This is a genomic window from Nostoc sp. DSM 114161 (genome assembly GCF_052692665.1).
Genome location: NZ_CP195141.1, coordinates 2,532,988 through 2,546,802, shown reverse-complemented (window position 1 = coordinate 2,546,802; position 13,815 = coordinate 2,532,988). Strand labels below are relative to the sequence as shown.

The window sequence follows — 13,815 nt, the reverse complement described above, 5'->3', positions numbered from 1 at the left end:
CTGGTGCAGCCATGAAAATTTTATCCGAGGCTAGCCATCCCCAAAAGTTTACTTCCTAAATTGCTTCTTTTGATTAAGTTACTCTATGACAAGTTTTAATCGCTCTACCAGTCGTCGGTTGAAGAAATTAACTCAAATTCCTTCTGTATGGGAGGGCGATCGTCGTCCGTTGTCATCACCTAGCCAGCATTCAGATTCGGAAGCTAAGGGAGAGTGCATTCTCTGGGTGGATTACTCCCAAGGTATTGTCCGGGGTATGGATGTGGTAGCTTCAGATATCGGCCCGGAAGCAATAGTTCGCACTTTGATGCGAGCAATGGAACATCCCCACAGTCCAGCAAAACCCGCTAGACCTCAAAGAATTGTAGTTAAAGACCGCGAGATCCAATTTTACCTGCGAGGGGTACTGCAAGATTTGGATATCGCCATTGACTATGCACCAGAATTACCTTTAATTGACGAGTTGTTTCGCGGGTTTGCTGATATCCTTGATAGTCAAACCCCCGACTTACCCCCACAGTACGCACAAATTTTGCGAGAGAAGGCATTTGCAATTTGGCAAGCCGCACCTTGGGAATTTTTAGAAGAACAGCAAATTTTATCAATAGAAATTAACAAGTGGGATGTTGGTACGCTCTACGCCTCCATTATGGGAATGCTGGGAATGGAGTATGGGATTTTATTCTATCGTTCAGAAGAGTCCCTCAAGCGATTTCGAGCGGCAGTTTTAAGAGATGAAGAATCAAAAGAGCGTTTAGAAGAAGCTTTCCTCAAGCAAGATTGTCTGTTTCTTACTTTTGAGAGTGCTGACGAAACCGACGAAGATGAGGATGATATGGATGATTTGGCAGATTTGCCACTTTCAGATATCGACCCCACTTTCGGTAATATCCACCCTTTAGAAGGGCTGCGTTCTGTTTTGTATGATGAGGAAGCATTGGTAATTTATGTTGCCATTGAAAGCTTGAGCCGCTTTCTTCGCGACCACCGACGCCAGCTGCATTCTGAACCCTTCCCCACCCTCAGCCGTCGCTATCGCATTTCTCCCCCACAGTCTGAAGAATCTACTAAATCTGTGTCTGTGACAGTCTCTACGATGCCGGAGTTAGCAGCAGAATTAGAGGAAATGGCTGGCTTTGGTGTTGAGGATGATGAAATAGACAATCTTGGTGGGACTTTTCGCTCGTTACAAGATGACTTGATACCAGAAGATTCTTTCCTGAGTTTAGGTGTAGTCTCCTGGGAAATGTTGGAGTATCTGCGTAAAGGCGTCAACTACCATAAGGCTGGTGAAATCAAACAAGTGGGTGACGGTTTGCCGGTGATTTTAATTCAAACTTCCCGGCCTAAGGCTAAAACTGTAATTGAAAGAATTGAAGCAGCAGGCAGTCTCAAAGCAATTTGCTTTAATCCAGGTGCCGACCCCTTCGATGGCGATCGCTACGACCTGGGTTTATTACAAACTGAAAATGGCGAATTATTCCTCTTTGGCGAATTTTTAGACGAAGATCCAATTCATGTAGAAGCCCGGAAAAAATGGAATCAACGGTGTAAGAATACTAAGGGCTACTGCGGTTTAATCATTGCCAAAGGACTCACTGGAGCTTCCCGCGGCAATCCTCAATTACGAGATATGATGGCTTTGTTTGAAGCGCGATCGCTCTCACCTAAAGATTTGGGTATTGGTACTCTCCAACTCATGCCCCAACTTAAATTTGAATAGTTGCAATTCTGGCCGTAATCCTCAATCTTAGATTGCGGCTATGACAGATTAAGTTATCTCTACAGAATTTATACATATTTAGCCGCAGCTGCGTTTCCTAGAGAAATGCCTGAAAAAAAGCAAAATGGTTAAGGCTTTACCTTTTCCATTCTTTATTTGTGTACATCCTCAGATGTAGGGCTTTTCAAATGGGAGTAATTTGCACTCACAAGCGTAATACTAATTCACCAAAATCTTGATACACATGGAAGAACTTGTAGGCGCGTAGCCAATACGGTTCGGTTAAAGGGGAAAGGGGAAAGGGAAAAGGGTAATTTCAAATCTTTTCCCTTTCCCCTTTCCCTTTTTCCAGCCCACATCAGAGATGAAAAATACTTATCCAAACCGTATTGGGCGCGTACCGCTAAAGCAAAATCCGTTCGCGTTTCCGTACAGACGCCATAAATCGCTGTTCTATTCACTTGCAAAGCTGGAAGTTACTTTTTAGCAGATTAGTTTGTATGTCTAGACTAAAAACCTACTCAACTAATAGGCTTCTTGCAGAAGTCGGGAAAAGGGGAAAGGGAGAAAGTTTGGTATTTTCCTTTTAACATGAGTCCCTTTTCCGACAAGAGTGCAAAAGTGCTTTTTGCACCCTTGTCTAATGATTATAAGTTTACTTTACGCAAATTTCATGAAGTATCGATATTTGCAAGTTTACTGATATTTTAATTTCTACATTTTTTAATTAGTTTCTTAGGCTTGAATCAATACTATTTATAAATTCACTTTTATTTAATTCAACCTAGCTGATACCCTTAAATAGCTAAATCTTTTTGCTTAACAATTTTTTGAGCTTAGTATCTTCCTATATATTGGTATTATTAAGAAAAAACTCAAGAATATATATATTGCTTTATAAGTTTTTTATAAAGAATATAAATTTGGCTTTTTTGTATAAATGAAGATTACTTAAAGTGCGTATATTACAGCTATAATAAACACAATCCCTAAAGAAGGAAATGAAATAATCATTTATTATAAGTATATTTACTTTGAAATAGTGATTTAATTTTAAATCAAATATTTTGGGCAAACATTTTTATTTGAATTCAAATATGAGCAAAAATTGACTTGTCAATATCTCAAAAAATAATTGCCTAAAAACAATTTCCAATACCCTCAGATAGATGAAAAGAACGAAGGCAAAAATAATCTGTTTATATGGCAGCAAATTATATCGTTAGAGGGAAGAGAAAAAATATTTAAAAATTCATCTTATCTTTACGGGGAGTTAATGTAAAAGTATGAAACAAAACTAAAATATTATTAGAGCCGACACTCAACTAACATCACATTTTTGGAGTAGATTAATCTGTGTAATATTACAGACAATGTTGTTAAAATTTACCAGCAAATCTTGGATATTTAGACCGCAGATTTTTTGACTGCGAAATTAACAGAACGAATAAATCGGTTCGTTCGGGAAAAACTAAAACTTATAAAGCTTGAAGTAAATATTAGCTGATTGGTTACAGCAATGCCCGTAAATGGCTATTTGGCTTGAAGCAATCGCTTATTTACCTACTTTTTGAGTAAGCGATCGCTAGTTATATATACCATTCCAACCTACATCAAGATCGGCATTTAGGCGCGAAAATCATTCTCAAGCTGGAGTTTCAGATGTTCTTTCTAAGGGCGTTGGTTAAGCTTCGCTAGTTTTGCAAATCTTGATTGAGTCAATAAATAGTAGATATCTGAAATTTACTATTGAAAATCTCATCTCAGGGTTTACTCATACTGTTACTGGGGTTGTTATTTGCACAAGCAAGTATGTGCCTCTTATGCTGTCACAATGGTAACAAAAAGTGTAGTTTTTTGATTTTTTTAGCAAATGATGAAACCTTTGACAAAACCAACAATCTTAATATTAATGGTATTACTTGTTTCATGGCACAAACTCTGATAATCTTATCGTTTTCCTCTTTAGTTAGACCTTTTTCGATGGTGTAAATATACAGCAGATAACATGATAATGACAAATAAAAAATGGGCCGTAAAACGTATAACTGTCAACCTCGCAACACAGGAAGCGGAAAAACTAGAAAAATATTGTCAGCAAACAGGTAGACCCGCAACTGATGTTATTCGCGAACTGATTAGAAGTTTGCCTATGTCTGAGGATGGCAAAGATGGAAATAGGTAAGAAGATACTTTTATGACTTACCAGATAAGTGCTTTGCCACCAAAAAAATAACTGTGATACTTTTTTGAGTCCACTGCAATGGGCAAGAGTTTGTCTAAACGATACAGGCGCGTTTTTCTCGCGTCTGGTCATTTGCTGGAGCTAGAAAGAGTAATCAAAGACATTTTAGTATTGACATTGCCTAGCCTTAATATGCTTGTGAGTTGATATTAAGTAGCAAATTCCGACGCCAACCCAGTTACAATCTGTAAAGAAACTGAAAAGGAACGACGGAATGCGTGTTGCAATTGTAGGTGCGGGACTGGCTGGGCTAGCAACCGCAGTGGATCTAGCCGATGCTGGTTGTGAAGTACAGATTTTTGAGTCTCGTCCGTTTGTGGGTGGTAAAGTTGGCAGCTGGGTTGATGGAGATGGCAACCATCTAGAAATGGGGTTGCATGTATTTTTTGGGTGCTACTACCAATTATTTGACTTGATGAAGAAAGTGGGGGTGTTAGAAAACTTACGCCTCAAAGAACATACCCACACTTTTATTAACAAAGGAGGCAGAACTGGTGCTTTAGATTTTCGCTTTATTACAGGTGCGCCTTTTAATGGATTAAAAGCATTTTTTACTACTTCTCAATTATCATTGCAGGATAAATTGCAAAATGCGATCGCCTTGGGTACTAGTCCCATAGTTCGCGGCTTAGTGGACTTTAACGGGGCGATGAAAACCATCCGCAATTTAGATAAAATTAGCTTTGCCGATTGGTTCCGCAGTCACGGTGGCAGTAATGGCAGCATCAAACGCATGTGGAATCCCATCGCCTACGCGCTGGGATTTATTGATTGCGAAAATATTTCTGCCCGGTGTATGTTAACAATATTCCAGTTCTTTGCAGTCAGAACTGAAGCTTCAATCCTGCGAATGCTCCAAGGTTCTCCAGCTGAGTATTTGCACAAGCCAATTCTGGAATATCTGGAAGCTAGAGGCACTAAAGTCTACACCCGTCGGCAAGTCCGGGAAATTCAGTTTACAGAATCTGAGGAACAAACCCGCGTCACAGGCATAACAGTTGCCCAAGGTGATACAGTAGAAACTATCACTGCTGATGCTTATGTCTTTGCCTGTGATGTTCCAGGTATTCAGCGAATCTTACCCCAAGAATGGCGTAAGTGGTCAGAATTTGACAACATTTATAAACTCGATGCAGTGCCAGTGGCAACAGTGCAATTACGCTTCGATGGTTGGGTGACAGAACTCAACGATGCCCAACAGCGTAAGCAGCTAAATCGAGCAGTTGGAATAGATAATTTACTTTACACAGCCGATGCAGACTTTTCTTGTTTTGCCGATTTAGCGTTGACTAGCCCTGCTGATTATTATCGCCCAGGACAGGGATCTTTATTACAGCTAGTGTTGACGCCCGGAGATCCCTTTATTGCACAAAGTAATGAAGCGATCGCTCAACATGTCCTTAAGCAAGTCCACGAACTGTTTCCCTCATCGCGCGAGTTAAATATGACTTGGTACAGCGTGGTAAAACTTGCTCAGTCTCTCTACCGAGAAGCACCAGGAATGGATGTGTATCGTCCCAACCAAAAAACACCAGTGCATAATTTCTTCCTTGCAGGGAGTTATACACAGCAAGACTACATAGACAGTATGGAAGGGGCTACCATTTCTGGACGGCGTGCAGCAAAAGTGATTTTGGAGAGTTTAAAAAATTGACATAGACACCTAGTGGCTTTTGTCAAAGAGTAAACGCCAAGGAAGAAAAAATAATGTCAGATTGGTTAGAACATACTGTGCAAATAGAAGTAGAAGCTCCCATAGATTTAGTATGGAGCCTCTGGTCTGATTTAGAACAAATGCCCCGATGGATGAAGTGGATTGATTCAGTCAAGGTTCCACCAGATAATCCAGATATATCTCTTTGGAAATTGAGTAGTAACGGTCTGGAATTTACTTGGAAATCCCGAATTCTCAAAGTAATTCCCAACCAAATTATTCAATGGGAATCCATTGATGGTTTGCCAAATCAGGGAGCGATTCGCTTTTACGATCGCCACAGTAGTACTATCGTCAAAATGACTATTTCCTACGCTATTCCCGGTATTATTGGCAAAATTATGGATAACTTATTTTTGGGGCGGATAGTTGAATCAACAATCAAAGCTGATTTGGAAAGGTTTAAACAATACGCCTTGAATGTTAAAGCTAATTGATATAGATAGAAATTTTGATGAAAATAAATACTTGCGGTTAACTCACTTTTTGGAGCTGAGCTTTTTCGCCTTTGTTATTACTATTCAGTCAATAGGCGAACCGCAAGTATTTACCACTAATGAAAAGTCAACGCTGACAAACTATATAGTTATTGGCGCGAGCGCCTTTTTAGATTTGGGTTGCTCGGAAACCGATAGGGCCTTCACCTGCATAGGTCGTGGTTCCAATTAGGGTGTTCCCGCCATCACTAGATGTAATGTTGAGTGCGACTACATTCTGTTCCACACGACCACCGATTAGCCAAATCCCACCAGGATTCCAAGGTGCTGTACTACCACCCCACTGGTTTTCTACTGTGTAGTTGTTGCTGCCGAAAATGTTACCTTTAAAGCCGATGGGGCCTTCACCTGCATAAGTAATAGTCCCATTTAGGGTATTACCGCCGTCGCTGGATGTTATATCGATCGCCACAACATTTTGATTTCCCCGTGAGCCGAGTACCCAAGTCCCACCAGGATTCCACGGAGCTGATGAGCCTCCCCATTGGTTTTCCACAGTATAGGCACCGCCATCAGCAGCAGCGCTCTTAAAGCCGATGGGGCCTTCACCTGCATAGGTAATAGTTCCATTTAGGGTATTACCACCATCGCTTGATGTTATATCGATCGCCACAACATTTTGATTTCCCCGTGAGCCGAGTACCCAGGTTCCACCAGGATTCCACGCAGCAGATGAGCCTCCCCACTGGTTTTCTACGTTGTAGGTGTTGCTTCCAGTTAAGGTAGCCTTAAAACCGATGGGGCCTTCACCCGCATAGGTCGTAGTTCCAGTAAGTGTCTTACCGTTATCACTAGATGTAACTTTGAGTTCGACAATGCGCTGGTCTGCTCTAGCTCCAATTATCCATGCTCCACCAGGATTCCAGGGTGCCGTACTACCACCCCACTGATTTTGTACATGATATAGATTATTGGTCTTAGTTGTTGTAGTTGTCATGTTTTACTCCGAAGTTTTAATTGTTTAGTCAAAGCGAATCTATAGCAATCCAATTTGATTTCGGAAAAAAATACGTACAATTAAGCCTGAATTTGAAGAAACCCATCCACAACAATGGCTTCCATACGTATATTTTTAAAATCAAATCAGTAACTTATATTTCTGCTTTACTTTGTCAAATGGTTATTTAATTGCTAGCTGCTTGATATAAAACATACTGCAATTTTTCGTGTTCTTTTTATCAATTTTGTTTTTTTTAATTTTTGCTAATAAATAAAAAATACTAGTTTGCAAGTATTAAATATAACTATCAATAACTTGCAAGAGTGGGGTCAAGAGAAAGAATAGTGTGACAACCAATGTCAGCACTTGATTTAAATGGGCGCGATGGCAGAGGATTTTGCTGGCAATGTCAGACAGAATTGTTTATACGCCGGATGAAGAGGCTGTCGTCTCGATAATGCGGCGGTTTCCGATACAGTTGTAAATAAAAAAGCAACTCAACAAGGCGATCGCCAACTAAATGTCCAGTGGAGCAAATTGATACATAGTTAGCTTTTTGCGCTTTTTTATTCGTCTAACTCACGTTTAGAGGGGCGACATTACCAAGTTGGGTCGCTAAACAAATTAATAGTTAATTCTTCGCGTGGTGGTACTGCTGTGATACAGGCGCGGATATTTTCTCCATCTTCTAATTCCACGGTGCAAGCGTAACAAGACCCCATCAGACAACCGGTGGGAATAAATACTCCAGCCCGGTCTGCTACATCCAGAAGGGCTTCTCCCACTTCGGCTTCTACTGTGACATCATCTGGTAAAAAACGCACACGAACAATCATCAATCTTACGTTTTTGATTTAGTATTGTCATTTGTCATTTGTCATTTGTCCTTCGTTCTTTGACCAATGACTAATGACTAATGACATTTCAAAGCATTTTAGCTTAAGACAAAAACGGCGTTAAGTCTAAATGGTTTTCAACTTCAGCGGCTAGAGAATCTAAAATCTGTTCTCGGTGTTCCCGATAGTTAGCGACACCTGTGGGCAAAGATTTTAAACCCCGTTGTTGGCGGAGGCGATTTAACCAAGCCCGACGCCAAGGGCCGTTGTCAAAAATTCCGTGGAGGTAAGTACCCCAGACTGATTGACAACTATCCACTAACCCTAAATTAATATCATCAAATAGGGCATGGTAAGATTGACTATCTATTCCTTGCTGTTCGATGCGCGATCGCCCTTGGTGGATCTCAAAGCCATTAACTGGCAAGCCTAATTGCGGATAATTCGAGCTGACTTGCCGCTGGCGGGCAATTTTCTGTCCTGTAATTACAGTTCTGATTGGTAAAAGATTTAACCCTTGATATCTACCAGCTTGTCCTTCTATTCCTTCTGGGTCGGCTATGATTTGTCCCAGCATTTGATACCCGCCGCAGATGCCTAAAACTGTTCCCCCTGAGGCTGCATAATGTTGAATAGCTTCTGCCATACCGCTTTTTTGTAGCAGTAGCAAATCAGCAATTGTGGTCTTTGTCCCTGGGATAATTACTGCGTCTGGATGTCCTAAATCTTGCTTAGGGCTGATGAATTTTACTGAAACTGAGCTTTCAGATTCTAGAGGATCAAAATCAGTGAAGTTGGCAATTCTGGGTAAACGAATAACGGCAATATTGAGGTCACTTTGGGCTTTGTTTGATTGACGTTCTAGTAAATCAAGGGAGTCTTCTGCCGGAAATACTTCTTGTAAGTAGGGTATAACGCCAACGACAGGAATACCAGTGCGTTCTTCCAACCATTTTATTCCTGGTTCTAGGAGCGATCGCTGTCCCCGGAACTTGTTAATTACTACACCTTTAATTAAAGCGCGTTCGTCTGGTTCCAATAACTCTAAAGTGCCTACTACATGGGCAAAAGCGCCACCCCGGTCAATATCAACTACTAGTAGAGTTGGCGCATTCAAATATTTTGCTACGCGCATATTCGTTAAGTCACGGTGCTTGAGGTTAATCTCCGCTGGACTACCCGCACCTTCACAAACCAACAAGTCAAATTCTGTCCCTAAATGCTGTAGCGATTCTTCAATTGTCCGCCAGCCAAGTTCAAAATATTGCTCGTAGTAATCTGCGGCACCCACTTTGCCCACAGGTCTACCCTTTATAATTACTTGCGAAGTCATATCCCCTTGGGGCTTAAGTAAAATTGGGTTCATTTCTACCCAAGGTACAACTCCCGCAGCCCAAGCTTGTACTGCTTGCGCGTAACCAATTTCTCCACCACTGGCAGTGACATAAGCATTTAAAGCCATATTTTGACCTTTAAAGGGAGCCACTCGCCAACCACGCCGCGATAAAATTCGACAAATAGCTGTAGTTAAGAGTGATTTCCCTGCGTGGGATGTTGTCCCCACCACCATAATTGATTTCATAGTCACTATTCAGGTTTTTAATATATAAGGTGAAATTTTACGGGCATCGGGCATAGGGCATGGGGCATAGCGTATGGAGAGATGAGAAGCAGAGGAGCGGAGGAGCAGAGGGGAAGAGGTATAAATTTAACACTTCCCCATTTCCAATGCTCAATGCCCAATGCCCAATGCCCTATACGCAATACCTCACCACATTGTAAAGACTTCATGAATGGGTGTCATGTTTCCGTATATTAATTGTTCCCTTTGATTCGTTAATCCTAACTCTTTAGTTTTCTATTCTAAAAAGGTAACCGCAACCAACGAATCACTGCATTGTATAAACGATCGCGCCATGAAGGAGTACGCCAATTTTCCCCTTGATGTTGTTCTATCAACTGGCGTCCCAAGGGAGTGAGGCGAAAACTATCTGTAATTCCCTGACCATCGACTTCTCGGCGCAATACACCCACTTGAATCAGCCAACCCAAGGCGTCGTCACATGCTAATTCTGATAAAGGACGCTGAGTATAACCCCGATCAAATCCATTTTCTAGAGCGATCGCACTCAACGATACACTTTGGTGTCGCATGAGTTTAAATAAAGATGGATTAAAGGGCGAACATCTTAGGGAGCGATCGGCTCTTTCAATTGTTCTAGGAGGATAGACAAAAGCTTTTGGGTTTTGGAAATCAACAGGAGGCATTGCGTGTAATTAGAAATTTTTCTTTGAATAAAAATTAATTTCAGAATATATTTTTTTGCACCAGTTAGCTCATTAACAGCAGAATAATATAGTTATATTATTTTTTAGTAAATATATTTAATCATTATAAATTATTGTAAAATCTCAAGTGCATCAACAATCTGAAACAGGAAAGGTTAATTATGCCTCTAGCAGTTGGTACGGATGCACCTGCATTTACCGCCAAAGATACAAACGGCAACACAGTGTCTTTATCTGATTTTAAAGGGAAGACAGTTGTTTTGTATTTTTACCCCAAAGATGACACTCCAGGCTGCACCAAACAAGCTTGTAGTTTTCGAGATGCCCAATCTAAATATCAAAGTCAAGATGTTGTAGTTCTGGGAGTCAGCGCAGATGATGAAGTTTCTCATCAGGCATTCACCCAAAAATATAATTTGAATTTTCCTCTACTGGCTGACACCGACAAATCCCTCATCAAAGCTTTCGATGTGGATGGCGGCGGTTACGCCAAGCGCGTCACCTACGTAATTGGCCCTGACGGCAAAATTACCCATGTTGACGCTAGTGTAAATACTAGCACCCATGCTGAGGATGTTTTAGCTGCACTTGGGTTGTAGTTTTTTGCCTGAGAACTAAGAAGTTTTGAAAAGTCTGACCCCAACCCCAAGCTTTTGGGGTTGGGATTATTCATTTGAATTCAGTTACCTGATGGTAATTTAAACGATGGTAACTGTGGGTTCGCTTGTTGTGCTTGCTGGCACTGGAGTGTTTGCTGTTGATTTGCTTTTAAAGGAGGTGCTGTTGCTGGTTGAATTGATGATGTCGGCGACGCTGATGCAACCGTTGGCGATCCTGGGGTTGTTAGTTGCGCTTGTTGACGACATTGGAGTAATTGTTGTTGTCTAAGTTTAAAAGCTTCTGCGGTTGAGTTGAGTTGTTCGTTCTGTTGTTGAGAATCCCAGTTGAGAGTTCCGAAATTTGCCCGGTGAATTAGATCGAACATGTTGAAATTATCTGAATTCGAGCGGGAAAACGGATCGGTATTTTGGTCTGTTGTACTAGTACTAGGAAAAGCATCCGTTGGGCTACTGATTTGAGCCAAACTAGGTTGAGCCATCAGTAACGGAACAAAGCTAATTCCGGCTGCGGTAGCTAAGAAGAGTCTAGTAATTTGTAAAAATGGTTTTTTCATGGATTTTGACTCGAAAATTGCTCTCTATTATCTTAAGCAAGAGTCCGTCGTAGTTGGGGCTGAATGCTAATTAAAGCGACAAGGGCAAAGCCGAACAACACCAACAATGCTCCTCCAAAGGTAACATTACCCCAAGGAGCCTGCATAACTACACTATCCAATGCCCAACTGCTATGGAGATAGAGGTAGCGAATGGGTTCGATCGCATAGCTGAGGGGATTTAAGGTAGCCACAACCTGCAACCACTGGGGCATAAACGAGAGAGGAGCTAAAGCTGTACTAGCAAATAATAGTGGTAAGTTAGTGACGAAAATTACCGCAATTAGTTCAATATGACCGGGTAAGGCAAAAGCTAACCCCAGAGAAATGGCTGTCACACCCAAAGCTAGCAGAAAAACGATTAAAGCGATCGCACCTAAACCAGCTGCATCAGGTATTCCCGCACCTAAAAACGCCGCTGCTCCCACAATTACCGCTGCTTGCAGTAAACTTTGGCTGATGATGAAGATTGCCGAAGCAAAGACAATGGAAAACCGTGAAGCTAAGGGTGCTACTAGCAAACGATTCAAAAAGCCGAACTCGCGGTCAAACATCACGGGCAAACCAGCATTCAGCGCTCCAGCAAATGCTGTAAACACAATTACTCCAGCAGCCAAAAATTGCCCGTAATTTGTCGTACTGCCAAATAAGCCTTTGGGTGCATTTTGGAATAATGCGCCAAACAGCACCAACCACATAACCGGCTGAATAATTCCCGCAATTAATGTCGAAGGGCGACGTTGCAATTGAATAAACAAGCGACGAGTTAAAGCCAACGTCTCTTGTACCAGTTCGCCGAAAAAATTAGGAGCAGCATTAGCATCTGCTTGCGGCGATGCTAGTGTCTGCCAATTGAGATCGGATTTAGGAGTAACACTCATAAGAATTTTGGATTTTGGATTTTTGATTTTGGATTGGACATTAGGAAGGGGGAAAGGGAAAGGGGTAAGGGGGAAAGGTTAAATTTATCCCTTTACCCTTTACCCTTTAACCTTTTCCCCTAGCTCCCCATTCCCTACCTCATATTCTGCTTTTTCTCAGCTTTGGGATCGCGGGTAGCGATCGCTGCTAGTTCGGCATCCATCAGGGTGCGTCCTGTGGCTGCGAGGTAAACGTCATCGAGACTGGGGCGAGATTGGGCGATGCCAAATATGGGCAAGCCAGCGGTATTTAGGGTTTGCTGGATGTTGATGAGAACGTCATTTTGGGACGTCACCACCAAGTTGAGAGAATTACCTTGAGCGTTGTTGATGATGACTTCTTGGACGAAGGGCAAAGATTGAAGGAGGTTTTTGGCTTTTTCTGCTTCTTCAATGGGGGAAAACTCTTGAATTCGCAAAGTGATGCGATCGCCACCTACTTTATCTTTCAATTGGGAAGGTGTGCCAGCCGCAATTACAACGCCGCGATCGATAATTGCCACGCGATCGGCTAGGGCGTCAATCTCTTCTAAATAATGGCTGGTAATTACTACCGTCGTCCCAGAGGCGCGTAATTTTCTCAAAAATTCCCATACCACGAAACGGCTTTCTATGTCAAGTCCTACAGTTGGCTCGTCTAAGACTAAAACATCCGGTGCATGGAGTAAGCCAGCAGCTAAATCAAGGCGCTTACGCAAACCGCCAGAGTAGGTTCCGGTTTTTTTATTGGCGTATTCTTGTAAACCGAGTAAATCCAATACTGTCTCAATACGCTGTTTGGCTACTGCACCGGGGATGTGATAAAGTGCTGCTTGCAATTGCAGCAGTTCTCGTCCAGTCAACACTTTATCTATAGCGACTTCCTGAGCTACATAGCCTAGTTTTTGTCTTGCAACTCTCGGATTATCTAAGACAGAGATCCCAGATACTTCGATTTTGCCAGCATCAGGCGTGGTGAGGGTACACAAGGCACGCAAGGTGGTAGTTTTGCCAGCACCGTTGGGGCCAAGTAAACCAAAGATTTCTCCTGACTCTACCTGAAAAGAAACATCCTTAACGGCAACCACCGTGCCGTAGGATTTTTGCAAATTTTGAATTAAAACGGCGGGAGCCATGACAGCTTTTCCCCAACTATACAAATCTCAATAAATCTATTTTTATTGTAGAAGGTGGGGACAAGGAAATAGCGCATGAGCGAAAATATGTAAATAAGTTCGCTTCATGCGCTATGCTGCCAAAAATTTGGGATTATTTTAAGCAAGTTGTTTGATAACGTTTGTGGCGAAATATACCAAATACTATAACTTTGCGACTCTAAAAGCAGCTTTTGAACTCGTAAACTAACTTTTGTGACATAAATAGCAGCTTTTGTGACATGAATAGTAGCTTTTGTGACATAAATAGCAGCTTTTGCGACATGAATAGCAGCTTTTGCGAC

At 41.7% G+C, this 13,815-nt stretch carries 12 protein-coding genes; 5 read left to right on the top strand and 7 right to left on the bottom strand.

The genetic code is table 11. The features are described 5' to 3' along the window. Window positions 1-85 precede the first annotated feature (85 nt). The 4 genes from NSTC745_RS11020 (at window position 86) to NSTC745_RS11005 (ending at window position 6,119) form a co-directional block, all read left to right on the top strand. Entirely contained in the window at window positions 86-1,723 is a 1,638-nt protein-coding gene (locus NSTC745_RS11020; RefSeq protein WP_445637169.1) for a DUF6930 domain-containing protein, read from the top strand. A gap of 2,008 nt (window positions 1,724-3,731) precedes the next feature. Next, complete coding sequence (locus tag NSTC745_RS11015; RefSeq protein ID WP_445637168.1) at window positions 3,732-3,908, top strand: CopG family transcriptional regulator; 177 nt, start codon at window positions 3,732-3,734, stop codon at window positions 3,906-3,908. Between the two features lie 274 nt (window positions 3,909-4,182). Beyond that, window positions 4,183-5,622, top strand: coding sequence for a 9,9'-di-cis-zeta-carotene desaturase (gene zds / locus NSTC745_RS11010; protein ID WP_445637167.1), 1,440 nt, complete (start codon window positions 4,183-4,185; stop codon window positions 5,620-5,622). 53 nt (window positions 5,623-5,675) lie between these two features. Beyond that, window positions 5,676-6,119, top strand: coding sequence for an SRPBCC family protein (locus NSTC745_RS11005; RefSeq protein ID WP_445637166.1), 444 nt, complete (start codon window positions 5,676-5,678; stop codon window positions 6,117-6,119). A gap of 169 nt (window positions 6,120-6,288) precedes the next feature. On the opposite strand, the gene NSTC745_RS11000 is transcribed toward NSTC745_RS11005, so the two are convergent. The 4 genes from NSTC745_RS11000 to NSTC745_RS10985 form a co-directional block, all read right to left on the bottom strand. Then, window positions 6,289-7,116, bottom strand: a complete 828-nt coding sequence (locus tag NSTC745_RS11000; protein WP_445637165.1) for a lectin OAA family protein — start codon at window positions 7,114-7,116, stop codon at window positions 6,289-6,291. Window positions 7,117-7,718: 602 nt separating this feature from the next. After that, window positions 7,719-7,955, bottom strand: coding sequence for a 2Fe-2S iron-sulfur cluster-binding protein (locus NSTC745_RS10995; protein WP_096534440.1), 237 nt, complete (start codon window positions 7,953-7,955; stop codon window positions 7,719-7,721). 103 nt (window positions 7,956-8,058) lie between these two features. Next, a complete protein-coding gene (gene cobQ, locus NSTC745_RS10990; RefSeq protein ID WP_445637164.1) occupies window positions 8,059-9,537 on the bottom strand; it encodes a cobyric acid synthase CobQ in 1,479 nt (492 codons plus the stop codon). A 281-nt stretch (window positions 9,538-9,818) separates the two neighbouring features. After that, window positions 9,819-10,223: an Npun_F0494 family protein gene (locus NSTC745_RS10985; RefSeq protein ID WP_445637163.1), complete on the bottom strand. Its 405-nt coding sequence runs from the start codon at window positions 10,221-10,223 to the stop codon at window positions 9,819-9,821. A 182-nt stretch (window positions 10,224-10,405) separates the two neighbouring features. Here NSTC745_RS10985 and NSTC745_RS10980 point away from each other — a divergent pair, with 182 nt between their 5' ends. Then, window positions 10,406-10,843 carry a peroxiredoxin gene (locus tag NSTC745_RS10980; protein WP_445637162.1) on the top strand — a complete coding sequence of 146 codons (438 nt, stop codon included), beginning with the start codon at window positions 10,406-10,408 and terminating at the stop codon, window positions 10,841-10,843. 80 nt (window positions 10,844-10,923) lie between these two features. On the opposite strand, the gene NSTC745_RS10975 is transcribed toward NSTC745_RS10980, so the two are convergent. From NSTC745_RS10975 to NSTC745_RS10965, 3 genes are all read right to left on the bottom strand, one after another. Further along, complete coding sequence (locus NSTC745_RS10975) at window positions 10,924-11,418, bottom strand: hypothetical protein (RefSeq protein ID WP_445637161.1); 495 nt, start codon at window positions 11,416-11,418, stop codon at window positions 10,924-10,926. 32 nt (window positions 11,419-11,450) lie between these two features. Then, the gene (locus tag NSTC745_RS10970; protein WP_445637160.1) at window positions 11,451-12,338 is read right to left on the bottom strand and encodes an ABC transporter permease; all 888 of its coding nucleotides are present in this window, start codon (window positions 12,336-12,338) and stop codon (window positions 11,451-11,453) included. A gap of 134 nt (window positions 12,339-12,472) precedes the next feature. Beyond that, entirely contained in the window at window positions 12,473-13,492 is a 1,020-nt protein-coding gene (locus NSTC745_RS10965) for an ATP-binding cassette domain-containing protein (RefSeq protein WP_445637159.1), read from the bottom strand. Window positions 13,493-13,815 lie beyond the last annotated feature (323 nt).

Excerpts from the sequence above, each read along its gene's own strand:
- NSTC745_RS11020 (WP_445637169.1), top strand. The coding sequence starts at position 86 with ATGACAAGTTTTAATCGCTCTACCAGTCGTCGGTTGAAGAAATTAACT.
- NSTC745_RS11015 (WP_445637168.1), top strand. The coding sequence starts at position 3,732 with ATGATAATGACAAATAAAAAATGGGCCGTAAAACGTATAACTGTCAAC.
- zds (WP_445637167.1), top strand. The coding sequence starts at position 4,183 with ATGCGTGTTGCAATTGTAGGTGCGGGACTGGCTGGGCTAGCAACCGCA.
- NSTC745_RS11005 (WP_445637166.1), top strand. The coding sequence starts at position 5,676 with ATGTCAGATTGGTTAGAACATACTGTGCAAATAGAAGTAGAAGCTCCC.
- NSTC745_RS11000 (WP_445637165.1), bottom strand. The coding sequence starts at position 7,116 with ATGACAACTACAACAACTAAGACCAATAATCTATATCATGTACAAAAT.
- NSTC745_RS10995 (WP_096534440.1), bottom strand. The coding sequence starts at position 7,955 with ATGATTGTTCGTGTGCGTTTTTTACCAGATGATGTCACAGTAGAAGCC.
- cobQ (WP_445637164.1), bottom strand. The coding sequence starts at position 9,537 with ATGAAATCAATTATGGTGGTGGGGACAACATCCCACGCAGGGAAATCA.
- NSTC745_RS10985 (WP_445637163.1), bottom strand. The coding sequence starts at position 10,223 with ATGCCTCCTGTTGATTTCCAAAACCCAAAAGCTTTTGTCTATCCTCCT.
- NSTC745_RS10980 (WP_445637162.1), top strand. The coding sequence starts at position 10,406 with ATGCCTCTAGCAGTTGGTACGGATGCACCTGCATTTACCGCCAAAGAT.
- NSTC745_RS10975 (WP_445637161.1), bottom strand. The coding sequence starts at position 11,418 with ATGAAAAAACCATTTTTACAAATTACTAGACTCTTCTTAGCTACCGCA.
- NSTC745_RS10970 (WP_445637160.1), bottom strand. The coding sequence starts at position 12,338 with ATGAGTGTTACTCCTAAATCCGATCTCAATTGGCAGACACTAGCATCG.
- NSTC745_RS10965 (WP_445637159.1), bottom strand. The coding sequence starts at position 13,492 with ATGGCTCCCGCCGTTTTAATTCAAAATTTGCAAAAATCCTACGGCACG.